Annotated in this window: 16 protein-coding genes, 1 tRNA gene and 2 pseudogenes; 11 read left to right on the top strand and 8 right to left on the bottom strand. The window is 58.7% G+C overall.

Translation table 11 applies throughout. The features are described 5' to 3' along the window. The first annotated feature begins 145 nt into the window (after window positions 1-145). The 3 genes from JWJ88_RS19090 (at window position 146) to JWJ88_RS19100 (ending at window position 4,743) form a co-directional block, all read left to right on the top strand. Window positions 146-634, top strand: coding sequence for a hypothetical protein (locus JWJ88_RS19090; protein ID WP_205296009.1), 489 nt, complete (start codon window positions 146-148; stop codon window positions 632-634). Further along, a complete protein-coding gene (locus tag JWJ88_RS19095; protein WP_205296010.1) occupies window positions 631-3,201 on the top strand; it encodes a rhamnan synthesis F family protein in 2,571 nt (856 codons plus the stop codon). The genes JWJ88_RS19090 and JWJ88_RS19095 overlap by 4 nt, the downstream gene beginning before the upstream one ends. A gap of 117 nt (window positions 3,202-3,318) precedes the next feature. Next, on the top strand, window positions 3,319-4,743 hold the full coding sequence (locus tag JWJ88_RS19100) for a sulfotransferase family protein (protein WP_205296011.1): 1,425 nt from the start codon (window positions 3,319-3,321) through the stop codon (window positions 4,741-4,743). Window positions 4,744-4,866: 123 nt separating this feature from the next. Here the strand turns inward: JWJ88_RS19100 and fdhE are convergent, their stop codons facing one another. The 4 genes from fdhE to fdnG are packed head-to-tail and all read right to left on the bottom strand — an operon-like array spanning window position 4,867 to window position 10,395. Then, the gene (gene fdhE / locus JWJ88_RS19105) at window positions 4,867-5,727 is read right to left on the bottom strand and encodes a formate dehydrogenase accessory protein FdhE (RefSeq protein WP_205296012.1); all 861 of its coding nucleotides are present in this window, start codon (window positions 5,725-5,727) and stop codon (window positions 4,867-4,869) included. Next, the gene (locus JWJ88_RS19110; protein ID WP_205296013.1) at window positions 5,724-6,377 is read right to left on the bottom strand and encodes a formate dehydrogenase subunit gamma; all 654 of its coding nucleotides are present in this window, start codon (window positions 6,375-6,377) and stop codon (window positions 5,724-5,726) included. Before JWJ88_RS19110 ends, fdhE begins: the two co-directional genes overlap by 4 nt. Before the next feature lie 14 nt (window positions 6,378-6,391). Further along, window positions 6,392-7,321: a formate dehydrogenase subunit beta gene (gene fdxH, locus JWJ88_RS19115; RefSeq protein WP_205296014.1), complete on the bottom strand. Its 930-nt coding sequence runs from the start codon at window positions 7,319-7,321 to the stop codon at window positions 6,392-6,394. Then, a complete protein-coding gene (fdnG, locus tag JWJ88_RS19120; RefSeq protein ID WP_205296015.1) occupies window positions 7,318-10,395 on the bottom strand; it encodes a formate dehydrogenase-N subunit alpha in 3,078 nt (1,025 codons plus the stop codon). The genes fdxH and fdnG overlap by 4 nt, the downstream gene beginning before the upstream one ends. A gap of 440 nt (window positions 10,396-10,835) precedes the next feature. Between fdnG and JWJ88_RS19125 the strand changes: the two genes are divergently transcribed. The 3 genes from JWJ88_RS19125 (at window position 10,836) to JWJ88_RS19135 (ending at window position 15,029) form a co-directional block, all read left to right on the top strand. After that, complete coding sequence (locus JWJ88_RS19125) at window positions 10,836-11,720, top strand: LysR family transcriptional regulator (protein WP_205296016.1); 885 nt, start codon at window positions 10,836-10,838, stop codon at window positions 11,718-11,720. 92 nt (window positions 11,721-11,812) lie between these two features. Beyond that, the gene (locus JWJ88_RS19130; protein WP_205296017.1) at window positions 11,813-13,063 is read left to right on the top strand and encodes a sigma-54-dependent transcriptional regulator; all 1,251 of its coding nucleotides are present in this window, start codon (window positions 11,813-11,815) and stop codon (window positions 13,061-13,063) included. Between the two features lie 34 nt (window positions 13,064-13,097). Beyond that, entirely contained in the window at window positions 13,098-15,029 is a 1,932-nt protein-coding gene (locus JWJ88_RS19135; RefSeq protein ID WP_240200296.1) for a sensor histidine kinase, read from the top strand. Window positions 15,030-15,185: 156 nt separating this feature from the next. Here the strand turns inward: JWJ88_RS19135 and JWJ88_RS19140 are convergent. Together JWJ88_RS19140 and JWJ88_RS19145 are read right to left on the bottom strand one after the other, a co-directional pair. Then, window positions 15,186-15,260: transfer RNA gene (locus JWJ88_RS19140), tRNA-Glu, on the bottom strand. A gap of 126 nt (window positions 15,261-15,386) precedes the next feature. Then, window positions 15,387-16,601 (bottom strand): multidrug effflux MFS transporter, encoded by a 1,215-nt coding sequence (locus tag JWJ88_RS19145; RefSeq protein ID WP_205296019.1) that lies wholly within the window; start codon window positions 16,599-16,601, stop codon window positions 15,387-15,389. A gap of 100 nt (window positions 16,602-16,701) precedes the next feature. On the opposite strand from JWJ88_RS19145, the gene JWJ88_RS19150 reads away from it, so the two are divergent. The 3 genes from JWJ88_RS19150 (at window position 16,702) to JWJ88_RS19160 (ending at window position 20,219) form a co-directional block, all read left to right on the top strand. After that, a complete protein-coding gene (locus JWJ88_RS19150) occupies window positions 16,702-17,124 on the top strand; it encodes a DUF1489 family protein (RefSeq protein WP_205296020.1) in 423 nt (140 codons plus the stop codon). 651 nt (window positions 17,125-17,775) lie between these two features. After that, window positions 17,776-18,894, top strand: a complete 1,119-nt coding sequence (locus JWJ88_RS19155; protein ID WP_205296021.1) for a baeRF11 domain-containing protein — start codon at window positions 17,776-17,778, stop codon at window positions 18,892-18,894. A 518-nt stretch (window positions 18,895-19,412) separates the two neighbouring features. Next, a complete protein-coding gene (locus JWJ88_RS19160; RefSeq protein ID WP_205296022.1) occupies window positions 19,413-20,219 on the top strand; it encodes a hypothetical protein in 807 nt (268 codons plus the stop codon). Between the two features lie 161 nt (window positions 20,220-20,380). On the opposite strand, the gene JWJ88_RS19165 is transcribed toward JWJ88_RS19160, so the two are convergent. Together JWJ88_RS19165 and JWJ88_RS19170 are read right to left on the bottom strand one after the other, a co-directional pair. Then, the gene (locus JWJ88_RS19165; protein WP_205296023.1) at window positions 20,381-21,631 is read right to left on the bottom strand and encodes an outer membrane protein; all 1,251 of its coding nucleotides are present in this window, start codon (window positions 21,629-21,631) and stop codon (window positions 20,381-20,383) included. A 374-nt stretch (window positions 21,632-22,005) separates the two neighbouring features. After that, window positions 22,006-23,187: a Hint domain-containing protein gene (locus JWJ88_RS19170; RefSeq protein ID WP_205296024.1), complete on the bottom strand. Its 1,182-nt coding sequence runs from the start codon at window positions 23,185-23,187 to the stop codon at window positions 22,006-22,008. Window positions 23,188-23,494: 307 nt separating this feature from the next. Between JWJ88_RS19170 and JWJ88_RS21900 the strand changes: the two are divergent. Together JWJ88_RS21900 and JWJ88_RS19185 are read left to right on the top strand one after the other, a co-directional pair. Next, a pseudogene (locus JWJ88_RS21900) lies at window positions 23,495-24,668 on the top strand (IS1182 family transposase); the annotation flags it as partial. Window positions 24,669-25,557: 889 nt separating this feature from the next. Beyond that, window positions 25,558-25,871: pseudogene (locus tag JWJ88_RS19185) on the top strand (transposase); the annotation flags it as partial. Window positions 25,872-26,579 lie beyond the last annotated feature (708 nt).

Consider the following 26,579-nt stretch of genomic DNA (forward strand, 5'->3'; position numbering starts at 1 on the left):
TCCATCGACATCGGTTGCATGCTTATGGGTCTTATCTGATCCGTATTGCGATCTTCCGTGCTTTGGATCATACACTTTTGTAATTTTTGTCCAAAGCGTCGCTGACGGCTCGTCCTTACAGCAAGCCAACCGGAAAGGAGCTGGCGTGATTTTAATCATCCACGCACAAGCGCCTCAGGCTCCTCTAGGGGTAACCACAGAGCTATTGAAACTAGCCGATTTTATCGTTCTGGCAGGACCTGATGACGCATTTGACGATCGTCTGTTGCCGGTACCACCCGGAAAAGTGGGCAGCGCATTTCTGCGTCTGACTCTTCTTCAGCCCCAGCTATCTGCTTTTGAAGTATTGTCGAATTGCTCGCGGCTGTTTCAGCCCATTCTTACCGAGAACCTTGTCGGAATGCATTATTTTCAACCTGGAAAAGATCTGCTCGACGGAATATCGCCTTCCTCAACGGAAGGACCCGTTACATGGACATCCGATATTTCGGGCACAGTTACTCGCTTTTACCTCGCACCTGCCGTCATAATCAGTTCCATTTTTCGGCCTCTGATCCGGGATCTATGCGAAAGGCACTTATCCGACGATCAACGCTTTGCTTTTCTTGCGGGTGCTTTTCAGGATTATAAATGAAAACGCTAAATGATATTTGGGCTTATTACGCTCGTCAGGCTGGGATAATTGATCAACGCCCGGACTTTAGTTTTAATCCGGATTTCTATGCCAAGACCTATCCAGATATGAAGGGTGATGCAGGCGAATTGATGCATCATTTTATTCATCATGGTCGGACCGAAGGTCGCTACGGCACTTACTACACGCAGTTACGCGCCGAAGCACCGCATATCGATCTGGCACTTTCCGATTTAATCGTCCTGCCTGAGCTTAAGACCCTGATTGATGAGAACCATCCAGAGGCGCTGCATTTGGCTTTCGAGCTGATTCAGCTTGGCTCCCCTACCGATGCCGCAGTGTCCGATTTCTCGATGCAGGCTTACTTGGCTTGGCATCCCGATATTCAAGCCGCAAAGATGAACCCCTTGATGCATTACCTGCGTTTCGGTTCGGTCGAAGGTGGCCGCCGCACGCTGGGCGATTTGCGCAAGAGCTTGATTCAGGGCGAGCGTCCCTATCGCCCAGAGCTCCCCACTGTGCTGATCTGCATGCACGAGATGTCCTTGATTGATGTCTCCGCCGTGGGCCGGGCTTTAGTTTTCGGGGCCAGTCACACCCACAATGTAGCAGTCGCTACGTTTCGCGGCGGAGAAATTCTCGATCAAATTCTTCCTCATTGCTGTGCTGTCTTAATTACCACCAATCCTCTGCATGAGATACCTTACGTTGAGGACGAAGTTTTCCAGCAGATTGATCATGCCATATTGAACTCGCCCGAATGTGCGCTGTTTATCCATCCGCTCGTTGCCCGAGATATACCTTTCGCAACTTATATTCACGAATATTCAGAATACACCCTTCCGGTATGGAAAGCGATATATTCGGCAGCCTTTTCTGACCTCATGATTTTCAACGCTGAGCATGTGCGTGATAACTGGCAGGGTCGTTTGGCGGATGTGGCGTTCGACACCTCTAATGATAGCGCCGTAATCCCCCCAAGATCTTTGATCCAAAACATAACAACCAAGGAACAGCGTATTACGGCACGCAAAGCATTATCGAAAATGATGGGGCGGGATCTGGGCGACGCACGACTGATTTTCGGAACAGGACCTCTTCACTGGCGTAAAGGCACGGACATCTTCGTGCAGGCTGCGCAAATCTGCGCACGCATAGCCCCAGAAACAGTGTTTATCTGGATCAGAGAAAGACAAAACCGCCAGGACATGGGCTTCGACATTTCGCTTGATTATCATCTGCGGCAAGGGAAAGCAAATCGCAAGGACAGTAATCTATTCTTTCTGCCAGCCGGGCCTCACTATCACCAGGTATTAGACGCATGCGATGCGATGTTCCTGTCATCCCGGTTTGATCCATTGCCCAACGCGGTATTGGACGCGGTGCAACGCGGCTGCCGGGTAGTTTGCTTTGATGGCGGAACCGGTTTTGCCGACCCCCATTATCGCGGTTCGGATATGATAACATCTGTTGCTTATGGCGATCCGGGCGAGGCAGTAAATGCACTACTAGCCTTGCCACGCAAGGTGGATGCCGTTTGCGGGCCTGCCCCCGCCGCTCACCCAGAGTGGCCGCTGTTCCACCGCATCCATGACGCGTTGCAGAGCCGGCTGACGCGGCAGCGCAATTTCGTAGTGGGCGAAACAGCCATTGATATTCCGTTGTTATTTACAAAATCCGATGCCGATCGCCCTCTGCGACAGCGAGAGCGAGAGAAGCTGTTCCGCTATGGTCGCAGATTGTTATGGCGCGACGTCAAGGATGCGCAGGCAACCATCACGGCTTCCGATAATTGGATTCACAAGCGATTGTTGTTGGAGGAGTACCGCAACGTGCCCGCTTCAGATCCGGGCATTCCGGATTTCGCTGTCCATATCCATGCTTTCTATATCGATGGCTTGGCTGCGGATCTGCGCCAGCACGCTTGTTTTACCCGTGCTTCGCGAATTCTCGTCACAACCGACACAGAGGAAAAAGCTCGCCACATCCGCCAGATTGGGGCTGATCAAGGTTTGAAAATCGAGACTCATTTGGTTCCGAACCAAGGCCGTGACATCCTACCCTTCTTGCGGCTGTTCGGCCGTGATGGTCTTGCAGGTGACGATAATATCTGGTGCCATCTGCATCAAAAGAAATCGGTTCAAACAACCTCTCACGGTGACGTGTGGCGACGGTTTTTGCATCGCATTCTGTTGGGTGATCAGGATAATTTGTCGATGGCCGTACTACGGATTGCGCAAACAGGTGTAGGCTTCATTGCTCCATTCGAGCCGCACTTTGTTCCGTGGAGCGATTCACGCCGCCTGCTTCCGGACATCGCCGACCATTTCCCCGGGCCAATGCCTGAAAATCCGCTGCTATTCCCAGTGGGAAATATGTTCTGGACCCATGCCAATGTAGCGCGTGCAATGCTGGAGTTGTTCGGAGAAGATTACGCTTGGCCACACGAACCGATCCCAACCGACGGAACCGAGTATCACCTGATAGAGCGTTTATGGCCTGCCATTGCAGCCCGTATGGATCTGGTTTCGGTATTCTTGCATAAAAATGATGAAGAGAGAGTTTGAAATCGGAGCAAGAGAAAACCAATTTAGCAGAAAACGGACCGGAATATCTGCTGCTGGGTATTTTCAAATCAGTACCGAAATTATAACGCTCCTGTTTGAATTCGGAGACACCAACAGATGAGCTTGACCACATCAGCACCTTCCAAAACCGCCCTTGTCGTGCTGGGTATGTGCCAGTCAGGCACGACCGTCTTGTCTGGCGTTCTTGGTCATCTCGGGGCGGCCTTGCCACAGCATCTGATGACTTCGGCCGAGATGGGTATAAACGAGGGCGCTGAAATAAACAGGCTCGCTGGGCTAAACGAACGCCTGCTCCAGCAGGTGGGTTTTACACGAGGGGATCTGCTCCATTTTCCGTCCGAATGGTTTGACAGTTCCGATGCCGCTGATCTGCTGAACGAGGCGGTTGAGCTCCTCACCGCAGAATACGGCGATGCCTCGATGTTTGTAATTAACGATCCGCAAATCTGCCGGTTGATGCCTTTCTGGCGCGCGGCCCTGAACCGCTTTGGTGCCCGTACTTTAGTTGTGCATAACCACAATACGGCCAAAAGGGTCGCAGAATCGTTGAATCGTTGTAAAGGCTACGAGACAGAATTTGGTTTGGCCTTATGGGCGCGCCATGTCTTGGATGCAGAGGCGGAAAGCCGTGATTTTCCGCGAAGCTTTACCTGCGACGATGCGTTGCTGACCGACTGGCGTGCGACCATGCTTGGCATCGCTGCGGATCTGGAAATTGATTGGCCGCGCCCGGTGGAAGAGGTGGCGCCCGATATAGACCTATTCCTGCTGCAGCACTCTCCTGCTGTAATCACAGGGGACACCGACCACCCACCGCAACTGCCAATGCTGGCGCGGATCGATGAGATTCTGCAGGACATGAAGTCCGGTGCCGACCCTGCGAAAAACAGCGCTGAACTAGACTGGTTACGCGCGGCGCTGGACGCCATAGGCCCGCTATTTGTCCCTATGGCGAACCGTGCGGAGCCCCGCGTTTGCGAAGTGCACCAATTGCGCAACCGAATTGACGAGTTGCAGGCAGAGATCGCGGCCATCCAAGCCGACTACAGGCTTTTGTCCGAACAGTTCTGTGCAGCGACAGACAAAGCGGCTCGGGCGACGCAGAGCGTTGCGAACCGGGATGCCGAGATTGGCAACCTGTCCCAACAGTTGCTATCGGTTAATCGGCAGCTACATGTCGCGTCAGCTCAGTTGCGCCAGTTCGCAAAGCAGCAAGCGCTTGAAATACCTGGACGGATCGATCTTGCAGTTGCATTGAACGACCCAACCGCACTGCTTGACCAACTGCCGCAACTCCGCGAGCGGGTCGAAAATGCGACTGCAGCATTTGAGGCTCAGCGCGAGCAGTTGTGCGAGAGAATCGAACATTTGGAAAAGCAGGAAGCGGAGTTGACGGCTAAATATAACGACGCTCTGGAATGGGGCTTGCGGCGCGAGGCCGAGTTGTTGTCCAGCGCGTCGTGGCGGGTCACGGCACCGTTGCGCGCGCTATCACGCGCGGTACGGCGTCTGCGGCGTTGATCCGCCATCATTCTGGGACGCGGGCGTTCGATATAGGCCGGGTCCACCCGGCAAAGAGCAAGCTGTTCAGTTCCTGCTCATCGCGGTCCGACGGGACAGAGCTTCCGCTTCCCCTCCCGGCGATCAGGAAGCAGGCAACGCAAAGGGATTGAAGCCGCTGCGGCCATGACCCTCGGATCGAGCGGCGTCATCAAGCACAAGGCTGGCCAGATCATCGGCGACCACCTCGGCGTCAGAGTCGCGTTCCAGGCTGATCACCTTCAGGTAGCTGCCGCAGGCAGAGCAAGCCTCGGCACGGATCGCGGCCTCGGGGGTATCGAAGCTAAGATAATCCAACCGGGTGGAATCCCCGCAGTTCGAACATTTTGCCCGAACCATATGCCATTCGCATTCGCACAGGGCGCAGTGCAGATAGCGCAGGCCCTGACAGTCGCCGGTATGGATCACGCTGGCAACCGGGGCAGCGCCGCAGACTGGGCAATCGGCAGGCTCTTCCTGCGCTGCTTCCGGTAAAGAGGCAGAACGCGCAGCAAGCGAAATCTCAACTGACAGCGCCGCCCAAAGAAAGGGGGCCAGCGCCGGATCGGTGGCATCGAACCGGCCCTCCGCCATGGCAAGCGCAGCCTTGCGCCGAGTTGCCTCGGGCATCTGCATCAGCTTGGCCAGATGCGGCGCGACCTGGGCCGAGACTCCGGGGGTCAGATGGGCAATCATCCGGTCCAGAATTGTGGGCCAGCCACCATTCTGCGCCAGCGCGACGGGATCAACCGGGCCGGCGGCCGGCGCATCGGTCAGGCAAGCTTCCTGCGCTTCGGCGATATCGGCGGCGAGCATCAGATAGGCCGACAACTCATGCCCATCGGCCAGCGCACGCAGACGGGCCGCGCGCGCAGCATAAAGGGTTGCCAGATCGGGGCGCAGCACCGGGGTGAAATGGCGGCTGGCAGCCTCGGGCGGGACTGAGGGGCGCAGGTCCTGGCTCATGATCTTCCCTTGCCGGCTTCTGCCTTTTTTACCTCAAGCTCATCCGCCCAACGATCATGATGCTGGCGAGCCCATGTTTTCGAGACATAGCCCGTCACCATGCCGCTGACCGCGCCGCGCACCCAGATCGCCAGATAGATATGGCCCAGGATCAACAGGATCAGGCCAATCCCCGCGATGGAATGGGCAAGGATCGCCAGCCTGATCACCGAGATAGGGAAATATTCCGAGAAATAGGCCCGCCACATGATCAGCCCGGAAATCAGCAGCACCACGATCGAGGCCATAATCAGCCAGAACAGCACCTTTTGACCAGCATTGTATTTGCCGATCCGCAGCGGCTGTGTGTGATCCTTCAGCACCACCCCCTTGATATTGCGCAACCAGATGACGTCGGTTTTCTCGGGAAGGTTATACCTGACAAACCTGACGAACATGAAGCAAAGCCCGACGAATACCGCAATCCCCAGAAAGGGATGCAGGATACGCGCCATTTGCGGAGAGCCCAGCAATCCCGACATCCACGAAAATGTCGGAAAGAACCATGAAATCCCTGAAGTGGCGGCCAGAAAGAAACACAACACGATCATCCAGTGGCAAAGCCGCTCGGCGAATTTTGTGCGCAGGATTTGGTCTTGTTTACGCTGCATGGTGATACCCTCGCTTATTCGGCCGTATGGCGGCTTTGCGTTTCGGCCTTGTCGCCGGACTGCTTGGCATCGCCTTGGGGGTGGTCGCCTTCGTCAACGTCATTCGGGCCAACGCCGATGAAATGCACGGCCATCCCAGCCACCGCCACGGCACCCGCAACCGCGGCCACGGGTTTCAGCACGTCCTTCCAGCCCTCGACGACACCGCTGATCTTGGGGTCTTTGGGCAGACCCGCATAACGCTCGGGGTCGTCGGCGTGTTGCAGCACATACATGACGTGGGTGCCGCCCACGCCCTGCGGGTCGTAAAGACCGGCATTCTCATAGCCGCGTTCGTTCAGCTCGGCGACACGGGTCGCGGCCAGATCCTTCATCTCCTGCTTCGATCCAAAGGCGATGGCACCGGTCGGGCAGGTCTTGGCGCAGGCAGGCGACTGACCTACCGCAAGCCGATCCGAACACAGCGTGCATTTATAGGCCTTGTTGTCGACCTTCGAGATACGCGGCACGTCGAACGGACAGCCCGCGACGCAATAGCCGCAGCCAACGCAAAGGTCGGATTGGAAATCCACCACGCCGTTGGCGTATTGCACGATCGCGCCGGGGATCGGGCAGGCCTTGAGGCAACCCGGGTCCTCGCAATGCATGCAGCCGTCCTTGCGGATCAGCCATTCCAGCTTGCCGGCCTCATCTTCATGTTCGGTAAAGCGCATCAGCGTCCAGCTGTCCGGCGACAGGTCGCGCGGGTTGTCGTAAACGCCGACGTTTTCCTGCACCTCGCCGCGCAGGTCGTTCCATTCGTTGCAGGCGCTCTGACAGGCCTTGCAACCGATGCAGATCGACACGTCGATCAGCTTGGCGACCTCCATCTGGTGGTCGCGCACCTGCGGTGGAGGAGTGGCTGCACTGGTGGCCGAGCGGCGGAGGATGTTTTGCGAATTCATGCCAGCGCCTCCTCAAGCTTTTCGACGTTGACCAGGAACGCCTTGAATTCGGGAGTTTGCGAGTTGGCATCACCCACGCCCGGGGCCAGCGTATTGGCCAGATAGCCCTTGCGGGTCGCGCCCTCGAAACCCCAATGGCAGGGAATGCCGATCTGCTCTACCTCTTGGCCCGCGACATTCAGAGTGCGCATCCGTTTCGTCACCACGGCCTTGGCGGTGATATAGCCGCGCTTGGTCGTGATCTTGACCGTGTCGCCATGGCCAATACCTTTTTCATCAGCCAGCTTTTCGCCGATCTCGATGAACTGTTCAGGTTGCAGCATGGCGTTCAGATGGCTGTGCTTGGTCCAGTGACGGAACAGTTCCGTCACCGAATAGGTCGTCGCGACATAAGGATAGTCATGCCGGTTGCCCATCCGCTGCGCATCGTTCTGGAAGATGCGGGCGGTCGGGTTATGGGTCACCGTTTCATGCAGCGGGTTTTTGGCGATGGGGCTTTCGACCGGCTCGTAATGCTCGGGGAAAGGCCCGTCGTTCATACCCTTTTCCGAAAACAGCCGCGCCATGCCTTCGGGCAACATGATGAAGGGCGCGGCGGGCGCACCGGGCGGGATATTCGCCGGAAAATCCGGGATGTCCGAGCCGGTCCATTTCTCGCCATTCCAATGCAGGATCTGCCGCTGCGGGTCCCACGGCCTGCCGTCCATATCCATCGAGGCACGGTTGTAAAGGATGCGCCGGTTCGCGGGCCAGGAAAAAGCCCAGCCGGGGGTATTGCCAAGGCCGGTATCGGTATTGTCCCGATTGGCCATCTGGTTGCCCTTGTCGGTCCAGGATCCGGCAAAGATCCAGCAGAAGCTTTGCGTCGTGCCGTCATCACGAAGCTGCGCGAAACTGTCGAGCAACTGCCCCTTGCGCAGGATCTGGACGCCGTTTTCGTCGAACACGTCCTCCAGCGCATAGCCGTTGGATTCCTTGGCCATTTCCTCGGGATGGGGGAAGGACGGATCGTGATAGGTGTCCTCATCCCAGGTCATATGCAGGACCTGTTCGGGGCAGGCGCCGCCCTCGGTCTCGTAAAGCCGGCGCAGCTCCATCATGATGTCGCCAAGGATTTTCGGGTCGTGACGCGCCTCGCCCGGGGGTTCCTGACCCGCTTGGTGCCATTGCAGCCAACGGCCCGAATTGACGATGGCGCCATCCTCTTCGGCAAAGCAGTTCGAGGGCAGACGGAACACCTCGGTCATGATCTCTTCGGTCTTGACGTCGTTGAAGCGGCCCTCATCGCGCCAGAAGTTCGAGGTTTCCGTCGTCAGCGGGTCGATCACGACAAGGAATTTCAGCTTGGACAGCGCCTGCGAGGTCTTGTTCTTGTCCGGCATCGCCGCCAGCGGGTTGAAGCCCTGCGCGATATAGCCGTTGACCTGACCTTCATACATCATGTCGAAATGGGCCAGCATGTCATAGCTGCGGTCCCATTTCGGCAGCAGGTCAAAGGCGAAATCATTTTCGCGGGTTGCATGCTTGCCATAAAGGTTCTTCAGCAAAGAGATGAAGAATTTGGGCGTGTTCTTCCAGTAATTGACCTGCCCCGGCACAATATCCTTTGGCGTCGTCTCATCCAGGTATTGCGCAAGCGTCTGCTGGCTGTCCGAAGGCAGGTTCATATAGCCCGGCACCCGCAGCGACAGCAGACCCAGATCGGTGTAGCCCTGAATGTTGGAATGGCCCCGCAACGCGTTCACGCCGCCGCCCGCCATGCCGAGATTGCCCAGAAGCAGCTGGATCATCGCCGCGCCACGGATGATCTGCGCGCCCCCGGTGTGGTGGGTCCAGCCCAGTGCATAAAGCCATGTCATGGTCCGGTCGCGGGCCGAACACGACCCGATGATCTCAGCGATTTTCAGGAAATCCTCGCGCTTCACACCGGTGATTTTCTCGACCACTTCCGGCGTATAGCGGTCCACATGCTTTTTCAGCAATTGCAGGACCGAACGCGGATGCGTCATCGAGGGATCGCGCAGGGCGTTGCCCTCGGCATCACGCTCATAGGTCCAGCTGGACTTGTCATAGATACCCGTCTTGGGATCGAAGCCCGAGAACAGGCCTTCGTCAAACCCGAAATCCTCCCGCACGATCAGCGAGGCGTTGGTATAGTCGCGCACATATTCGTGCTGGATCTGATCGGTCTCCAGCAGATAGCGCACCATCCCCATCAGAAATGCCGCATCAGACCCCGCGCGGATCGGCGAAAAGATATCAGCCACGGCAGCAGTGCGGTTGAAACGCGGATCGATGACGATAACCTTGGCCTTGTTCTTGATCTTGGCCTCGATCACCCATTTGAAACCGACCGGATGGGCCTCGGCCGGGTTACCACCCATGACGATGACGACATTGGCGTTCTTGATATCAACCCAATGATTGGTCATCGCGCCGCGCCCGAAACTGGGGGCAAGGGCCGCAACCGTCGGCCCGTGGCACAGCCGCGCCTGGCAGTCCAGACCCAGCATCCCCAAGGCACGGGCAAATTTGAAATCCAGCACACCGGTTTCGTTCGACGTCGCCGAAGAAGCCAGCATCCCCGAGGACAGCCAGCGGTTCACCAACTGCCCCTTTTCATTGCGTTCGATGAAGTTCGCGTCGCGGTCGTCCTTTAGCAGTCGGGCGATGCGTTTGGTGGCCTCGTCCCAACTGATGCGGACCCACTCTTTCGATCCCGGCGCGCGATATTCTGGGTGGGTCAGGCGGCCCTTGGAGTGGATCATGTCGATCAGACCCGCGCCCTTGGGACACAAGGAGCCACGGCTGACCGGATGATCGGGGTCGCCTTCGATATGGAAAATACGCGGCTTAGCATTCTTGGCGCCGTCGCCCAGCGAATACATCAGGATGCCGCAGCCGACTGAGCAATAGGTGCAGTTGTTGCGAATTTCCTTGGCGCGCAACAGCTTAAAGGGGCGAACTGCGGCCGAAACCTGCGCCTCGGCAGTCGAAAGCCCCAGCGCCGAGGCCGACAGTGAAGCCGCCCCCATGCCGAGGATCTGTAAAAACCGCCGTCTTCCAAGTTTCATCCCGGTGCCATCCATGGTGCCAGCTCTCCCCTGAAGTCTTGCCATTGTGTGCCGTCGCACACCGAGCATCTCCGGGACGTAGCCGCGCCAAAGCGGTTCAGGCAAGCCGCATGGGCCCGCCATTTCAGCAGGCCAGCGGCAAAAACCGACACTTCATGGAGTAGGAAATTTTGATTGTTTTACTTAGGATTATCAATCCATTGCAAGATAAGGAATTAAAATCCCCATATGTGTTGATTATTATCAAATAGGTATTGCATATCAATGAAACGTGACGACCCAGCCGAGGCCATCTTCCGTCGGGCGGAAAGGATAATGATGCCGCACACGCCGTATCGCCGACATGAAACCGCCCGATTCGGGATCAAGACGATATGTTTATATAAACATATCGTGCTTCTCATATCCGCGATATTCGACTGGCACAAGGGGGGTGCGACATGCTGATCCGCCATCTGGATTTCTTCATCACGCTGACCGAGGAACAGCATTTCGGCCGCGCGGCCGAACTGTGCGGGGTCAGTCAGCCGGCGCTGTCATTGGCAATCCGCAAGCTGGAAGAGGACCTGGGCGCGACATTGGTATTGCGAGGCAAACGCTTCATGGGCCTGACCGCCGAGGGGCAAAAGGTCATGACATGGGGCCGCCAGATCCTTGCCGATTATGGCCACCTGCGCGACGATCTGGTCGGTCGGCGCAAGGGCGGGTTGACCGGGCGGTTGCGTCTGGGCGTCATCGCCCCGGCCATGCCTCTGGTCCCCCTGATCTCGACCCGGTTCGAGGCCCGCAACCCGATGGCCCGCATCGCGATACAACTGATGTCGCCGCCCGAAATCGCCACCGGTATCCGCCAGTTCGACCTGGATGGCGGGTTCACTTGGCTTGAAGGCCGCCCACCAGCCGACATCTTCACGCAACCCTTGCGACCCGAACACGCGTTGTTCGCCTGCCGCAAGGATCACCCCTTTGCCCCTGATCCGACCGTGCCGTGGCGTGACGCGGTGACCCAGCCGCTTTGCGTCGCCGAAGGTGACATCGCAGCCCATCTCGAAGCCCGCAATATCCGTCCCGCAATCACCTGCGCCTCTCTGGACGGGGTGCTGGCCCATCTGCGTGCGGGCCTATGGTGCGCCATTGTGCCTGCGGGTTTCGGCGCCCTACTCGCCCCTTGCGATGAGATCGTCCTGCGTGATCTGGACGACGGCGGACCTCAGAAGAAGCTGGGGATCATACTGATGAAACGCGATCCGCAATCGCCCATGGTGCAGGCGCTGCAGGATTGTATCGCGTCCCTAAACGAAGATGGCAGCTTGGCAGCCCTTTAAACGGCGGCCGACCCGGCTTGTTCTTGGCTGGGCAAAATGCGAATATCGTTGGTCTGCGCCTCGGATGCCCGGTTCGGGAACAGGAGGAAAACTTGCCCGCCCACAGCAGTATCGCCGCCGCCGCGCCCCGCGCGACTTCGGCCTTCACCGCCCGCCTTGCGCAAATCTCGGTCCTGATCGTCGACGACGAGCCGGGAATGCGCAATTTCATGGCCCGCATCCTTGGGCCTCAATGCCGCCGGATCGAACTGGCGGCGACTACAGGCGAGGCTGGCGACTGGCTGGCCGTCGAACATTTCGACGTGGTCGTGCTGGACAATATGCTGGGCAACAACCGCGGCCTCGATTGGCTGAAACGCCAACGCGAGCTCGGTTACGTGCCTCCGGTGGTGCTGATCTCGGCCTATGCCGATCTGGAGGTCGCCATCGAGGCTATGCAAGCCGGCGCGGCCGACATGATCCTCAAGCCCTTCCGGTCAAACCAGTTGATGAACGCAGTGCTGCGGTCGGTCGAGCAAACTCGGCTCAGGGCGGAAAATCAGGTGCTGCGCCACGAATTGCGCCGCAATACCGATGCCAACCTGCGCCACGACCGGTTGATCGGCACATCTGCGGCTATCGAGGACATCCGCGCCACCGTCGCCCGCGTGGCCCCCCTGCCCTCGTCCGTGTTGCTGACAGGCGAATCCGGCACCGGCAAAGAGATCGTGGCCCGGATGATCCACGACATGTCAAACCACGCGCAGGGGCATTTCATCCCGGTGAACTGCGCCACGATGGCCGAGGACATGGTCGATTCCGAATTGTTCGGCCATATCGAGGGCGCCTTTCCCGGTGCATCGACCCATCGCGAGGGACTGTTTCTGCACGCGCAGGGTGGCACGCTGTTTCTGGACGAAATCGCCGAATTGCCGCTGAACACGCAGGCGAAGCTGCTGCGCGTGCTGGAGGATCGCAAGATCCGCCCCTTGGGGGCCGAACGCGAACTGCCCGTCGATCTCAGGCTGATCTTTGCCACCAATACCGATCTGGAGGCGCGCGTGGCCGAAGGGCGTTTCCGGCAGGACCTGTATTACCGCATCAATATCCTGCAACTGCGGATGCCGCCGCTCCGCGACCGGGGCGAAGACACGCTGGAACTGGCACGGCTGTTCATGCAACGGCATTCCCGCGAGCTGGGCCTGCCCGCCGTGCCATTCACGCCGGAAATCGAGGCTGCCCTGATGGCACAGCACTGGCCCGGCAATGTGCGCGAATTGCGCAACCTGATCGAGCGCGCGCTGATCCTTGGCCGGTTCCCCGCAGATATCCTGCCATGGCAGGACACCGCATTGCATGGCTAAGGCGCCCCGCGGATGGTCGGTCAGGTCCCGGCTGTTGATCATCGCACTGCTTCCTATGTTGATCCTGATGCCGCTGCTGATCGGGATCACCATGCAGCGCTGGCTGTGGCGCACCGACCAAATCCTTGCCGCGCGGGTGGCCAGCGACCTGACCGTGGCCCAGCAATACTTGGCGCATCTGATCGACAGCACCGGCCGGCAGGTCGCGGCCTTTGGACAATCCGCCGAATTTCGCGATCATGCCGCCGATGACATCAGCGATTTTCTGGCCGCAAACCGTCGCGAACTCGGGCTGGATTATCTGCTGCTGCTGGACGCCTCGGGCCGACCTCTGACACCCGCTGATGCGCAGCCGACACTGCCGGTCGGCACCGGCATCACGTTGCTGGATGCATCGACGCTGACCGCGCTGTCGCCGCAGTTGGCCGAGCGTGCCCGCATCCCGCTGATCGCCACCCCCGCCAGCGCACCGGATGGACGAGAGGCCGAAACCCGCGGCATGGTCATCCACACCACCAGCCCGGTTTCCCTGCCGGACGGCGATACCGCCCTGCTGGCGGGCGGCGTTTTGCTGAACAACAATACGGGCTTTACCGACCGGATCAACGAACTGGTCTATCCCACCGCCGACAGCAACATGCAGCGCGCCGTGGCCGGGGGGTTCGATCATGGCGTCACGACCCTGTTTCTGGACGATACCCGCATCGCGACCACGCTGCGCCCCTCGGGCGACACACGGGCAATCGGTACGCGCGCGTCTGCCGAGGTACGCGACCAGGTTCTGATCCAGGGCGGCAGTTGGCACGACACTGCATTCGTGGTCAGCGAATGGTATATCTCGGCCTATGAGGCCATTGCCGACATGAACGGTGCGCGGGTCGGCATGCTCTATACCGGCATTCCGAAAGCGCCCTACGCGGCGGCGCGCAAGGTAACCTGGGCGATCACCGGAGGCGCCTTTCTGGCGGCGGTGCTGCTGGCGCTACCGCTGTTTCTGCACTGGGCGCGCGGCATCTTCCGCCCGCTGGAGGCGATGGGCCGCACGATCTCGCGCGTCGAACTGGGCGACATGAATGCGCGCACCCTGACCGCCCCGCCGCCCGGCCCGGATGAGATCCTGCGTCTTGCCCGTCATTTGGACCGGCTACTGGACCTGCTGCAACAGCGCGACCGTGACTTGCGCGGTTTGAATGCCAATCTGAACAAACGGGTCGAGGAACGCACCGCCGATCTGACCCGCGTCAACACGGCGCTGGAGGCCGCCACCCGGCAGTTGGTCCTGTCCGAAAAGCTGGCCACCATCGGCGAGGTGACGGCCGGCGTCGCACATGAGATCAACAACCCGCTGGCCGTGATTCAGGGCAATCTGGAAGTCGTGGGAATGGTTCTCGCCGACCACGGCGGCAATGCCGCAACCGAACTGGCGCTTATCGATGAACAGATTCGCCGTATTGGCGCACTGGTGAACCAACTGCTGCAATTCGCCCGCCCCGAGGAATTCGATCACGGCCCCGACACCGATCCGGCGCAGGTTGCCCAAGGGCTGCGGCCGCTGGTCCAGCACCTGCTGAACGGCATCGAATTGCAGACCAATATCCACTCGACCCGACATGTGCGGATGAATATCCACGAACTGCAGCAGATCCTCGTTAACCTGGCTGTGAACGCGATTCAGGCGATGCCGCATGGCGGAACGATTTTCCTGTCTTGCAAGGATGCGCGATCGGAAGACGGCCGTGACGGCGTTGCCCTGACCCTGCGCGATACCGGAACGGGGATGGACAAGGCCACTCTGGCCCGCATTTTCGATCCGTTCTTCACCACGCGCGGCACCAGCGGCACGGGCCTTGGCCTGTCGATCTGCCAAACATTGGTGAACCGGCACGCGGGCAAGATGTTCGCGCAAAGCACGCCGGGACAAGGAACCGCTTTCAGCGTCTGGCTGCCCGCGGAAAGCCCGGCCTGACCCAAGGCAATCCTCTATCCAAAAGACCAACCACGCGCGGCTTGGGGACTAGTGCAACCGTCAAGGCAAAGCTGGAACAAAGTTTGCCCAACCTCTCCGTTGGGTTGGACAACAAGGCTTAGCAATCAACTGTAAAGAAATAGGAAAGTTATGAAGTGGCAGCCCGTAGGGGAGTCGAACCCCTCTTTTCAGGTTGAAAACCTGACGTCCTAACCGATAGACGAACGGGCCACGCCTGCGCCCGCGCTATGGCCGGCAACACGGGCGCTCTTTAGGCCAGCTTGCGCGGCTGTGCAAGAGGTCCCGGCGCATTCCGCTGTGGGTAACTCGAACACACTCGAAAGTACGCAGCAGGTTTCACGCCTCGCGCACGTAACGCATCAGAATCAACGCCAAACCCGAGCAGACCAGAGTCGCCAGAACGATCGGCCGGGCGCTGCCGTCATATAGCAGCCCGATCGGCGCAGCGATCAACACAGCGCCCAGCGTGGAAAGCGCACCCACGACCGAGGCCGCCATCCCCGCCACATGCCCCATGCGCTGCAAGGCCATGGCATTCAGGTTGCCGAATGTGACTCCGGCCATGAAGAACACACTGACCGCCCAGACAAAGAAGAACGGAAAGCGCAGGGCCTCGGGCAGCAGGTCGCAAAACACCAGAATCGTCATTACGCCCGAGACCACGACCTGCATGCCATAGGCCCAACCCACGATCTTCCGCATGCCCAGCCGCACGACATAGCGCGCGTTCAGCACCGTTCCGGTGCCCGACAGCAACGCCATCGCGGCAAACCAGGCGGGAAAGCTTTCGCCCTTGTCATAAGTATCCGCAAAAAGCTGCTGGGCGGAACTCAGCAGGGCGAACATCTGTCCAAAGCCCAGCGTCATCACCAGCGTCACCAATTGCACCTGGGCATTACTCAACACCTCGCGCGCCGCAGCGGCCATGCTGCGCAGGTTCAGCGGCCTGCGTGCTTCGACGGGCAGCGTCTCGGGACGGCGCAGGTTCAGCCAGAGGCTGCCGATCAACGCCAGCACGACGAAAGAGCCGAACACCCCGCGCCAGCCGACGAAATGGATGATCACCGCGCCGATCGAAGGCGCCACCGCCGGCACGAGGATAAAGATCATCATGACGAAGCTGGTGATCCGCGCCATCTCGCGCCCCTGATACAGATCGCGCACCATGGCCAGCGCAACGATGCGCGGCGCCGCAGCACCTAAGCCCTGCACAAACCGCGCCGCCAGCAGCAACTCCAGCGAATCGGCAAAGATCGCGGCGACGGCGGCAACGGCGTAAAGCGCGAAACCTGCGGTGATGACCGGTTTGCGACCCAAGGCATCGGAAAGCGGGCCGCTGACCAGCAGACCCAGTCCCAGCCCGCCCACAAACGAGGTCAGCACGAGTTGCGCGCGGTTGATGTTGTCCGGCGTCAGGGTGGCGGCGATCTCGGGCAGTGCCGGCAGCATCGAATCGATTGAAAAGGCGATGACGGCAAAGATCAGCGCCAGCATCGCGATGAATTCCGGCAAGGATTGCTTGCGGATCGGTCGAACAATCGGATCGGGCATGATGTTTTCCAAAAAATCTGACAACCGGGCGTAACGCCGCAGGCCCCCTGGTTCAAGGCCAGCCGGTTGCGCTCGCCCGCAGCCCGGCTATATCTGGCGCATGAGCGCGTCCCTGAACCTGATGAAACTCTGTGTCGGCTGCGATGATCCGGCCGAACTCGCCGCCTGGCAGAAGCAACGCTTCAGCGGCGGCCCTGCCCGCCATGTCACCCGCATGTGGCCAAAGCGCGAGGCCGAGTTGCTGGACGGTGGTTCGATCTATTGGGTGTTCAAGGGCGTGATGCAGGCCCGTCAGCGCGTTCTGGAGTTGCAAGAGACGATAGGTGAGGACGGCATACGCCGCTGCGCCCTGATCCTCGACCCCGAACTGGTGCGCGTCGCCGGTGTGCCGCGCCGTCCGTTTCAGGGCTGGCGCTACTTGCCCGGCAGCGAGGCCCCACCCGACCTGCCCGCAGGCCGCGAGGATGAACCTAGCCTACCGCCCGAAATCGCCCGGGCACTGGCCGAGATGGGTCTGCGCTGAAGCGATTTTTGAGGAAAGTCTGGAGCGGGCTAAGTCCTCCAATCAACCTCAAACTCTTCAAATTTCCAGCATTTATCCTATGATCAAAATGATGCGCAAAATGATGATCAATTCTTGACCCACTTAATACCTCTGACCAAGACCGTCCACGCAGGGGTAGACGGGTATCGTCAAGAACACTGGTACTGACGAATTTGGTCTGGCGGTGGTTCGCGGCAGTCCGCTATGCGGGACGAAGCCGACGTTCGCTACCCAAGCGCGATATATGCTGGCGAAGCGAGATAGCCGGGCGACTGGGCGGGAAAGCTGATCCTCCCCCCTGCGGCAGGGCATCTGGCCGAAGCAGTCGCTCGCAGGGCGAGGCGAGGTTGAGGACAGCAGCTTTCGCTGATGCATGAAGGGCGGCTTCAGAAATCGGCCCACAGATCCTTGGACATCGCCTTTGGGCCGAAATCGGTCTCCTCGACGATCGGCAATCGCCCCACTCGGAGCCGATAGAATGTCGAGCGAGGGTAATCAGCGCTGAGCAAGGTGACCGCTTCCTCCGCCGGCAGCACGGGTGAGCATCGGTGTGCGCGATTGCCTCGGACACCTTTTCGTATAGAATGCAGCAAGCCGAGGTCATCAAAAGACACGAAGGATTACATACACATGCTTTATCTGGATACACCGACCGCACGCGACCTGTCCGCGCTGAACGAAGCGCGCGACGATGTCTGCGTATCAATCTATCTGCCGACGACACCGCTCACCCAGGATATCCAGAAGGCGCGCATCAAGCTTGCGAACCTGAGCAGGGAAGCCGTCAGGCAGCTGGAGGACGCGGGAACGGACAAGCGACGGCTGGCCGCGCTGCAGGAGCATCTGGATGATCTCGCCGACGACGACGAGTTCTGGAGGTTTCAGGCCCACAGCCTCGCCGTCTTCGCCACCCCGGATTCGCTGCGCACCTACCGGTTAGCCAACAAGCTCGGGCAGATCATTGAGGTCTCGGACCGCTTCCACCTGAAGCCGCTGATCCGCGCTATCACCTTCCCGCACGCCGCCAATGTTCTGGCGATTTCAGAAAACGCGGTGCGCCTGGTCGAGGTCTCGCCCGACCTTCCGGCAACCACTGTGAAGGTGCCCGATCTTCCGAAGGACGCGGCCAGCGCCGTCGGCAAATCCACCATCAACGACCGCTCGCCGAGCGGCCGCATCACCGGCAGCGAGGGACAGAAGGTGCGGCTGGCGCAATATGTGCGCAAGGTGGACGCAGCGCTTCGCCCGATCCTGGCAGGCAGCGACGTGCCCCTCATCCTCGCCGCAACGCAGCCCGTCGAGGCGATCTTCCGTTCGGTCAGTTCGATCCCCGCGCTGCCGCAAGCCATCACGGGTAGCCACGACAGGACCAGCGACGCCGATCTTGCAAAGGCCGCGCGGTCGATCCTCGACGCCCACTACGAGGAACAGATCGCGGATTTCTGCGCGCTGTTCGATATCCGCAAAGGGCAGCGCCGCACGACCACCGACATTTCGGATGCGGCCCAAGCGGCAACCTTCGGCAATATCGACCGGCTTCTGGTCGATATCGAAGAGGTGGTGGATGGCATGATCGACGAAGAGACCGGCGCAGTCACCTTCGACGAGACAGGCGATGCAGGCAACTACGGTGTCGTGGACGAGATCGCCGGTCGGGCGTTGCGTACGGGTGCCAGGGTGCTGGGCGTCCGCAAGAACGACATCCCTGGCGGAAAACCCCTGGCGGCCATCCTGCGCAGCCCGCTCTGATCGTTCGGCTGGGGTCGATATAGCCGAAATGATGAGCCGGGCGTCCAGCCAGGCAACGGTGATCGGCATGCTCGGCATCTTCGCCGGCAGGAATGTCGCGCCGCTTTCGGTTTCGCTGGCGGTCGCCGGTGATGCTTGAGCCGGAGCGCAACTGCTCCGGTCTTCTGGTCTGGCCGGAAAACTGACCGGACTGATTTGACATGCGGACGGTAAGCTTTACCCGCATCGTCACTTTATCAGGCCAATCATGCTGATGGACGCGCGACCGGCCGCTATCGCGAGTGCAGCATCAGCCCGATGAACGCCGGGACTGGGCTGCTACTTGATGCTGCATTTGCACGATTCATAGCTACGGCGTCTTGTGATTAAGCGTCCGCAGTGGGCTTTTGCGTCGATCCGGGCCTTCACCTTTTTGCCTTGGCCGGCCAGACTGCGAAGGCAGATATGCGGGACATAGCAGTCCTTTACAACTCGTCTTCCAGGTGGAAAATTGCCATTTTCCACTATGGTGCCAAGGCATGCGTCTGTCCGCAACAATCAACTTCTTCGATGGCGGGGAACTGTTGCTTCCCATGCTTAGGAACATCAGGCCGGTTGCCGATCATATCTCTATTGTCACGCAGGAGGTCTCGAACTTCGGCAACAGAATGTCACCGTTTTCGATCCGGGCCGTTGACGAGGCCAGCAGGCTCGGCCTTGCTGACGACGTGCTTGCCTATGTGCCAGACCTGAACCTGAAGGGCGGGCGGAACGAATTCTTAAAGCGCAGAGCAGGCATCGAATGCGCCCGCTTGGCCGGGGCAGATCACGTGATATTCTGTGATGTGGATGAATTTTACGAGACTAACTTGCTGGCATCTGCGAAAGAATTCATCGCCGCAAATCAGATCGACTTTTCGACTGCAAGGATCTGCAGTTACTATGTTAAGCCGACATGGAGGCTCACCGCCATCAATGGCGCTTCAGCGACCGAGGACCTGGTGCCATTCATCTGTCGGCTAACCGACGCCACATCGCATGAATTCGACGGCTGGTATCCGGTCGGGCCTGTCGATCCGACCCGCAGGATACACCTTTCGCCCGGGAAACATTACATCTTTCCCGCCGCAGATATCATAATGCACCACATGACCGGCATCCGGTGGAATATCGAAGAGAAGCTGACAAACTCTTCGCACAATGACTCTTCGTCCAGCATCGCACGGCAACGCTTCCAATACGCGCACGCAGACAGGCTGGTCCCAGGGCGGAACCTTTTGGATGACGGGACTATGATTCATATTGAGCCGGTCAAGGATATCTTCGGGCTGACAGAACAACTCTAAACTTGTTCGTTCATGGCTCTTCCCAAAATGTCTGAGAAAGTATCCAGCTTGATAGCGGCTTGCATCGCCGAAAAGGTCCTGTGCAGAAAGGTCCCCCGAGTAGGGGATAGCAATGACGGCGCAGCACCCCAGAGCGGTTGGCAGCGCCGTCACTTCGACGGTCAGAACCTGATCGCCGCCCGGAGGCCAACCATGTTGCCGTCCGCTTCGTATCGGTAAATGCTATCCATGCCGCTGATCTCGCCAATGTCATAGCGGGTGTATTTGGCGCCGATGATCACCCGATCGGTAACGGCATAATCCAGCCCGAGCGCGACGGTCGTAGCGCTCTGATCCAGCACGTTGGCATAACCCACCGCGATATACGGGAGGGCACGTTTGATCGCGTATCCCGCCTGGAGTTCAGCGCCGTAGGTATCTTTACCGAATTTCGCCGGACTTTCGAGCTCTGCAAGGTTGAACTCGTTGGCATTGTTCCTGCCGTAATGGACTTCGACACCACCGACAAAGTTGTTTTTCCATTGGTAGCGATAGCCGGCAAACAGGCCATAGCTATTGCCGTCCCGGCTGAAGCTGTCGGTGAGCTGTTCGGTCCAGGCCTCACGGACAACCTCGGTCCAGGCTTCCTTGACCACGACTGTCCTTGCGGGCTTGAGCACCTCAGTTCGGGCTTGTTGAACCACGACGGTCTCGGTGATTTCCTCAACCGAAGCTTCTTGCACCACGACAGTTTCGGTGATGGTTTCAGTCCAGGCGTCTTTGACCACGACTTCCTTTTCAGGAGAGATCACTTCAACCCAAGCATTTTGAACTACCCGTTCTTCATAGATAGGTCGATTTTCAATAACCGGAACTTCTTCATAAACCGGGACGTGGCGCCAACCAGTTTGGTGGTTTTCATCTCGTTGTTTTTCGCCATTTTCGTCTCGGTATACATCCTCTCTAATCAGAACGGTCTCAGTTCCTATTTGAACCTCTTCCGAACCTATTTTTACCTTTTCCTTTATTTCTGGATGTTCTTTTATTACAGCGGGAACTTTCTCAACGACTGCCGGATGGACAATCTCCTGGACAACTCTCTCCTCTGTAACTTCAGGGTGCTCAATAACATCAACAACCCGTTCCTCAGTAATTTCAGGATGTTCAATAACTTCAGCAGGAATTTCCTCAGTGACCGCTTCGTGCTCGACCGTAATGGCCTCATGGCGGATTTCACCGGTAGATTTCATATCTATTTTGGTGTTCCCGATATAAGCTCCAAGGTAAGGACCAGTCCAACTGAACGCCGGGTTAGCGACTTCCACAAACGTATTAATCTGCGGTTGAATCACCGGGGCGACATATCCACCTGAGGATGCGGGCGATGCAAGAAATGTGGTTACAGCAAAGCCCAGAGCGACACGCTTGCTCATCTCGTCTCCAATTATTTACTCGTTAACTTTTCCCTTAAAACAAGCGGTTCAGATTCTTTGCAACCTGTCTATTTGTACTGTTTTTGATAATGTCCCATAGATTATGGAACGTCGGCATCATAAATGCCCCAACCGGAGGGTGGGAAGGGGGCATATTACCGACTTTCAACTTACGAGTAGGTGCAACGTCGGAAATCCGATAGCGAGTCTGGGAGCACCGGCCTTGCACAACGCTTCGGTCAGCTTGGCAACCACGACGCAGGTAAGATCGCTGCCTTGTCCGCTGCCGCATAGGGTGGAACACAGATCGGCTGCCACGACTAATGGAAAAGGGGCCTCACCGGCCCCTTCCACATACGTCAAGCAAATTGCGATCAGGAGACAAGCGCCCGGCGGTGTTGCTGATGACGCAGAGCCAACTTGCGCGCCTGGCGACCCGAGCCCAGCAGACGCACACTTAACGGAGAATCGGTCATCTCGCGCAATTCAGGGAAGAGCGTGAAGATCTCTTCACGTGCGGCAGCACCAACCGCCTTCAGCGCTTGAGGTCCGGTATACAGCGACTCGGTTTCGGCACCGTTCGAAATGACCACTTCATGCCGGTCGAACAGGATATGGAAGTACTCGACCTCTCTCAGGTCGTGCGCCACATCGATACCGTCCAGCTGCAGGAGCTGCTTCGCAGCGACCAGAACTTCATCCGTACCGAACATCTTCTGCGCAATGCGCGAACGCACCAGAATCCGATGCTGCGGTGAGACCAGGAGATCCTGCGCGGGAAGATCTTCACCCAGCGCGCCCGTCATGATGCGAATAGGGCGCAGATTGGACTTGATCGCCAGGATTGTCACGCTGAGCTTGCGCGATCCGATCCAACGGACGGGTTGCAGCCCGTTGTCACGGGTCATGACCAGATTACCAATTTGCAGATCGTCAACCGCCACCTCACCACGATCCGTCAGGATCATCGTCCCGCTGGTGAAGCAGGGTATTTCTTCCTCTGGAACAAAGTTCTCCCAGTCAATCTTCTCGCCATCCACGTTTTCGACAAAGGTCAAGGTCACGCCTTGAGGCGGCCAAGGGCCTTGGAAGGTAAAACCGATAACACCATGTTCAGGGCCGATCCGATAATCATAATTCCCGATATGATAGGGGTTTACCGTGACTGCGGAGACGGCGACCAAAGTATATGTATTGCCGTCGTCGCCCTGCAACACGACTTCATATTCGTTTTCAAGTTGCAGCGTCCCCGGAGCGTGCGTGGTGCTGCCGATGTCCAGCGCATCGGTGTTTTCTTGCTTATGTTGTGGCCAGTCGGCATTGGTCCATTCGGGGTTCCACGGATCGTCTGTGAAATACTCATACTCGGCTTCAACGTTTAGAGTTGTAATGGCCTCAAAGTTAAAGCTGATGGTTGTGCCCTCAGGAGGAGGGGTTTGCCAACTTCCATGATCAACCACCAAACCATCAATATTGTTCGGCACAACATCATTAGTCGCGCTGAAATTGCTCAGGGTAAAGTAACCAAGCGTATGCGTGGCCCTTCTGGCCTCCATTTATGACATCAGTGACAAACGCACCGGTTAGGGCCACGCCGATGAGGTCGATGGGCAGGCTGGCGAGGGTCGGGTTTTCTGACCACTGAACTGCCACACCCCACGAACCAGGCAGCTTCTGCAGATCGGGGTCATGCACATAACTGTACAAGACAGTTTAGATTTGCGGATATTGGTCCGTTCTTCAACTAGATAATCAGGTTGTTATGCAGAACACGCTGGATATCCAAGCCTTCGGCGGTTCTCCGCCGGTGCTGTGTAAAAACCCCATTATGTGCTACGCTCTCATGAGGTTGGGAGGCTTCGCATGGCGGGTTTCATCGAGGGTGTCAGCCGGGATCAGACCACACTTTCCCTGAGCGGCTGGATGATTGGGTAGCGGAAGATAATCTGGTTCGTGTTGTCGACATCTTCGTCGATGCACTCGATCTGGCGGGGCTCAGTTTCCATCGTCATGCTGCCGCGCGAACTGGCCGTCCCGGCTACCACCCTGCGGTCGTGTTGAAGTTGTTCATCTATGGGTTACCTGAACCGGATCCCATCCAGCCGCAGGCTTGAGCGGGAAGCCGGGCGTAATGTGGAACTGATGTGGCTGACGGGGCGATTGGTGCCCGACCACAGGACCATCGCAGATTTCCGGCGCGACAACGGCGCTGCCATCCGCCGGGCTTGCGCCCGGTTCGTTCAACTTTGCCGCCGAATCGGCGTGTTAAGGAGGATACGGTCGCGGTCGACGGCAACAAATTCAAGGCGGTCAACAATCGGGATCGCAACTTCAGTAAGGGTAAGAGCGCAAACCGCCTTGCGCATCTGAAGGCGGAGGTCGGGAGCTATATCGAGGAGGCCGAACGGATCGATCGTCAGGAAACCGGCGCGACCCGCGCGGAACGGGCAGCCCATCTGACTGGCCGCTATAATGGCATCCGGCGCGAGACCGAACGGCTTCTGGCGATGGAGATGGCCTTGGACGCTGCGCCAGACGGTCAGGTATCCCTGACCGATCCCGACATCCAGGCCATGGCGACCCGCGCGCAGCACAGCGGGCATGTTGGCTATAATGTTCAAAGCGTTGTCGATGCCGAGACCCATCTGATCGTCACCCACGAAGTCACGAACCAGGGCCATGACCGGGATCTGCTGACGCGGATAGGAAAGCAGGCCAAGGAGTGTTGGAACGGGAGGACCTGCACATTCTTACCGACAAGGGCTACTTCAGCGCCCACGAGATTTTGGCCTGCCATAAGGCAGGCATTACCACCACCGTGCCACGTTCGGACACATCGGGCAGCCGAGCCAAGGGGCACTTCGTGAAGGCCGACTTCGCCTATGAACCCGGTGCCGATATGTATCGCTGCCCGGCAGGTCGAGCTTTGACGCATCGCATCACGACTGAGCAGCAGGGTCTGCAGATGCGGCGCTATTGGACCAACGCGTGCAAGGGGTGCTCTCTCAAGGACCGCTGCACAACGTGGCACGAGCGCCTCACGGTGCCGGGCCTCGATCTCAACACCCCATTTCTGCGGGGCCTTGGACGCAGCCCAAGCGATGATCCCGGTCAGGACCAGGCCAATGGCGCCGCCGTTAGCATTGAGCATGTGCGAGCGGGAGGCGGTCGGATCGACCGGCCAGCGGCTCTTGCCGTCACCGCTGATCAGCGCGTGATAGGCCTTCATGTCCGTGGCATTCGGCTCATGTCCGCCGCCCGTCCAATGCCAATGGATCCGGGTGATATCGGTCGGGTGCTGGAATGGCAGCCTCTTGGCGCGCTGCGCGACCGTGGCCTCGAAAAAGGCGGCGCGGGTGCGGGCTCCGTCGATGCCATCGATGGGGCCGGGCCAAAAGCCCAGGGCAGCGCAGCGCGCTTGCCGCGCGCGCACCGCATTCATGACAGCAGTCATGTCGTTTCTCCATGAAAAAATCCCGCTCGAAGGCGGGGCGGGAATCGGGAAAAGCGACGTGGCGTCGATTCCGCGTCGCGATGCGTTGTTAGTGAGTAGGAGGCCGGCCCGTTTCGCTCAGCACGACTGCGGGTTGGTCAGAAACTTCCAGCGCCGATGCTCTCGCGCACAATGGTGTGGCTTAACGAAAACGATATCGACTGACGGCGCTATGGTCATCTCCTGCCGTCTTTCGTGCTATGCTGGATTCGGTTCTGGGGAACCTCGGCCCCCGTCGCGCGTGTTCAGGCAGGGGTCGGACATGAAAAACCCGGCACGAAGGCGGGCCGAGTCGGAAGATGTCTGCGTCCATTTCCGAATTGGTCTCGGTTCGAACCAATAGGTTTAGCGATGTCCCTGCTTGCTCTCTTGTACTTGGCCTGCTGCCGGTTTCGTGGACACGCAGATAAGATTGTGACCAAGGAACTGGAGAGTGGATAGGGCGAGACGGAAGTTTACGCGTGAGTTCAAGATTGAGGCCGTAAGGCTAGTGACGGATCGTGGAGTTGCGGTAGCGCAAGCGGCCCGTGATCTCGACGTGGCGGAGAGCGTGCTGCGCCGCTGGATGCGAGAGCTGACGTCAGCGTCCGTGGCGGCGTTTCCGGGGAACGGGCAGATGCGGGCCGATCTGGCCGAGGTTACAGCCTTGAAGAAAGAGGTCGCGCGTCTTCGTGCGGAGCGTGACATCCTGAAGAAAGCGGCCGCTTTTTTCGCGCGCGAGGCGACATGAGGTTCGCCTTCATCGCCGGCGCCTGCGCTGATCACAGCCAGGCCAACGGCCATCGGAATCTCCCAGAACATGAACAGGCCGAATGCAGGACGCCGTTGAGATCAGACCTCAGCCGCGTGCCACATCAGGCGCCCGATCAACGCGGCGACAAGCGCAGTGCCCGCACCGCCGAGAAGTTTGTGCATAGCCTCGATCAGGCCGGGTCAGGGCGCGCGTCCATGAGGTCTCCATTTGGTTGTGAAAAATCCCGCGCCAGATCGCGCCGGTAATCCGGGTCTGTCATCGCCTCTCCGTTTGATCGTAAAATAGCGGGTCAGCTTTGCGACTTGGACTCTGCCAACTGGCGCTTGAGGTGTTCGTTCTGCACCCGCAAAGCGATTAGTTGGATCTGCAACTCGCACTTTCCTGCTGCCGGCCGGGCTAGTATTTCCGGCTGTGCGCAGCCTCGGACGGGCCGTCAGCGCCGATGGTGGTGTGAGATAGGGAGCATCGGCAACCACCATCCCGCGATGCCACTTCGGGTGCCTCGATCCCTACGGAATCGTGGCGCCCTTCGGCCGCTCTGATGCCTTTTTCAAGGGTACTCTCACGCGATCACGGACGCCTGAGCGTTTCATGCGATCCGGACGCCGAAGGGTTGGCACAAGGCTTGAAGATTGCTGCGCCGCCCCACAATGCCTGAGGCGCACTCACCATCGGTGCCAGATTCCACTGCGTACCAAAGC

Source organism: Paracoccus methylovorus (assembly GCF_016919705.1).
Lineage (GTDB): Bacteria > Pseudomonadota > Alphaproteobacteria > Rhodobacterales > Rhodobacteraceae > Paracoccus > Paracoccus methylovorus.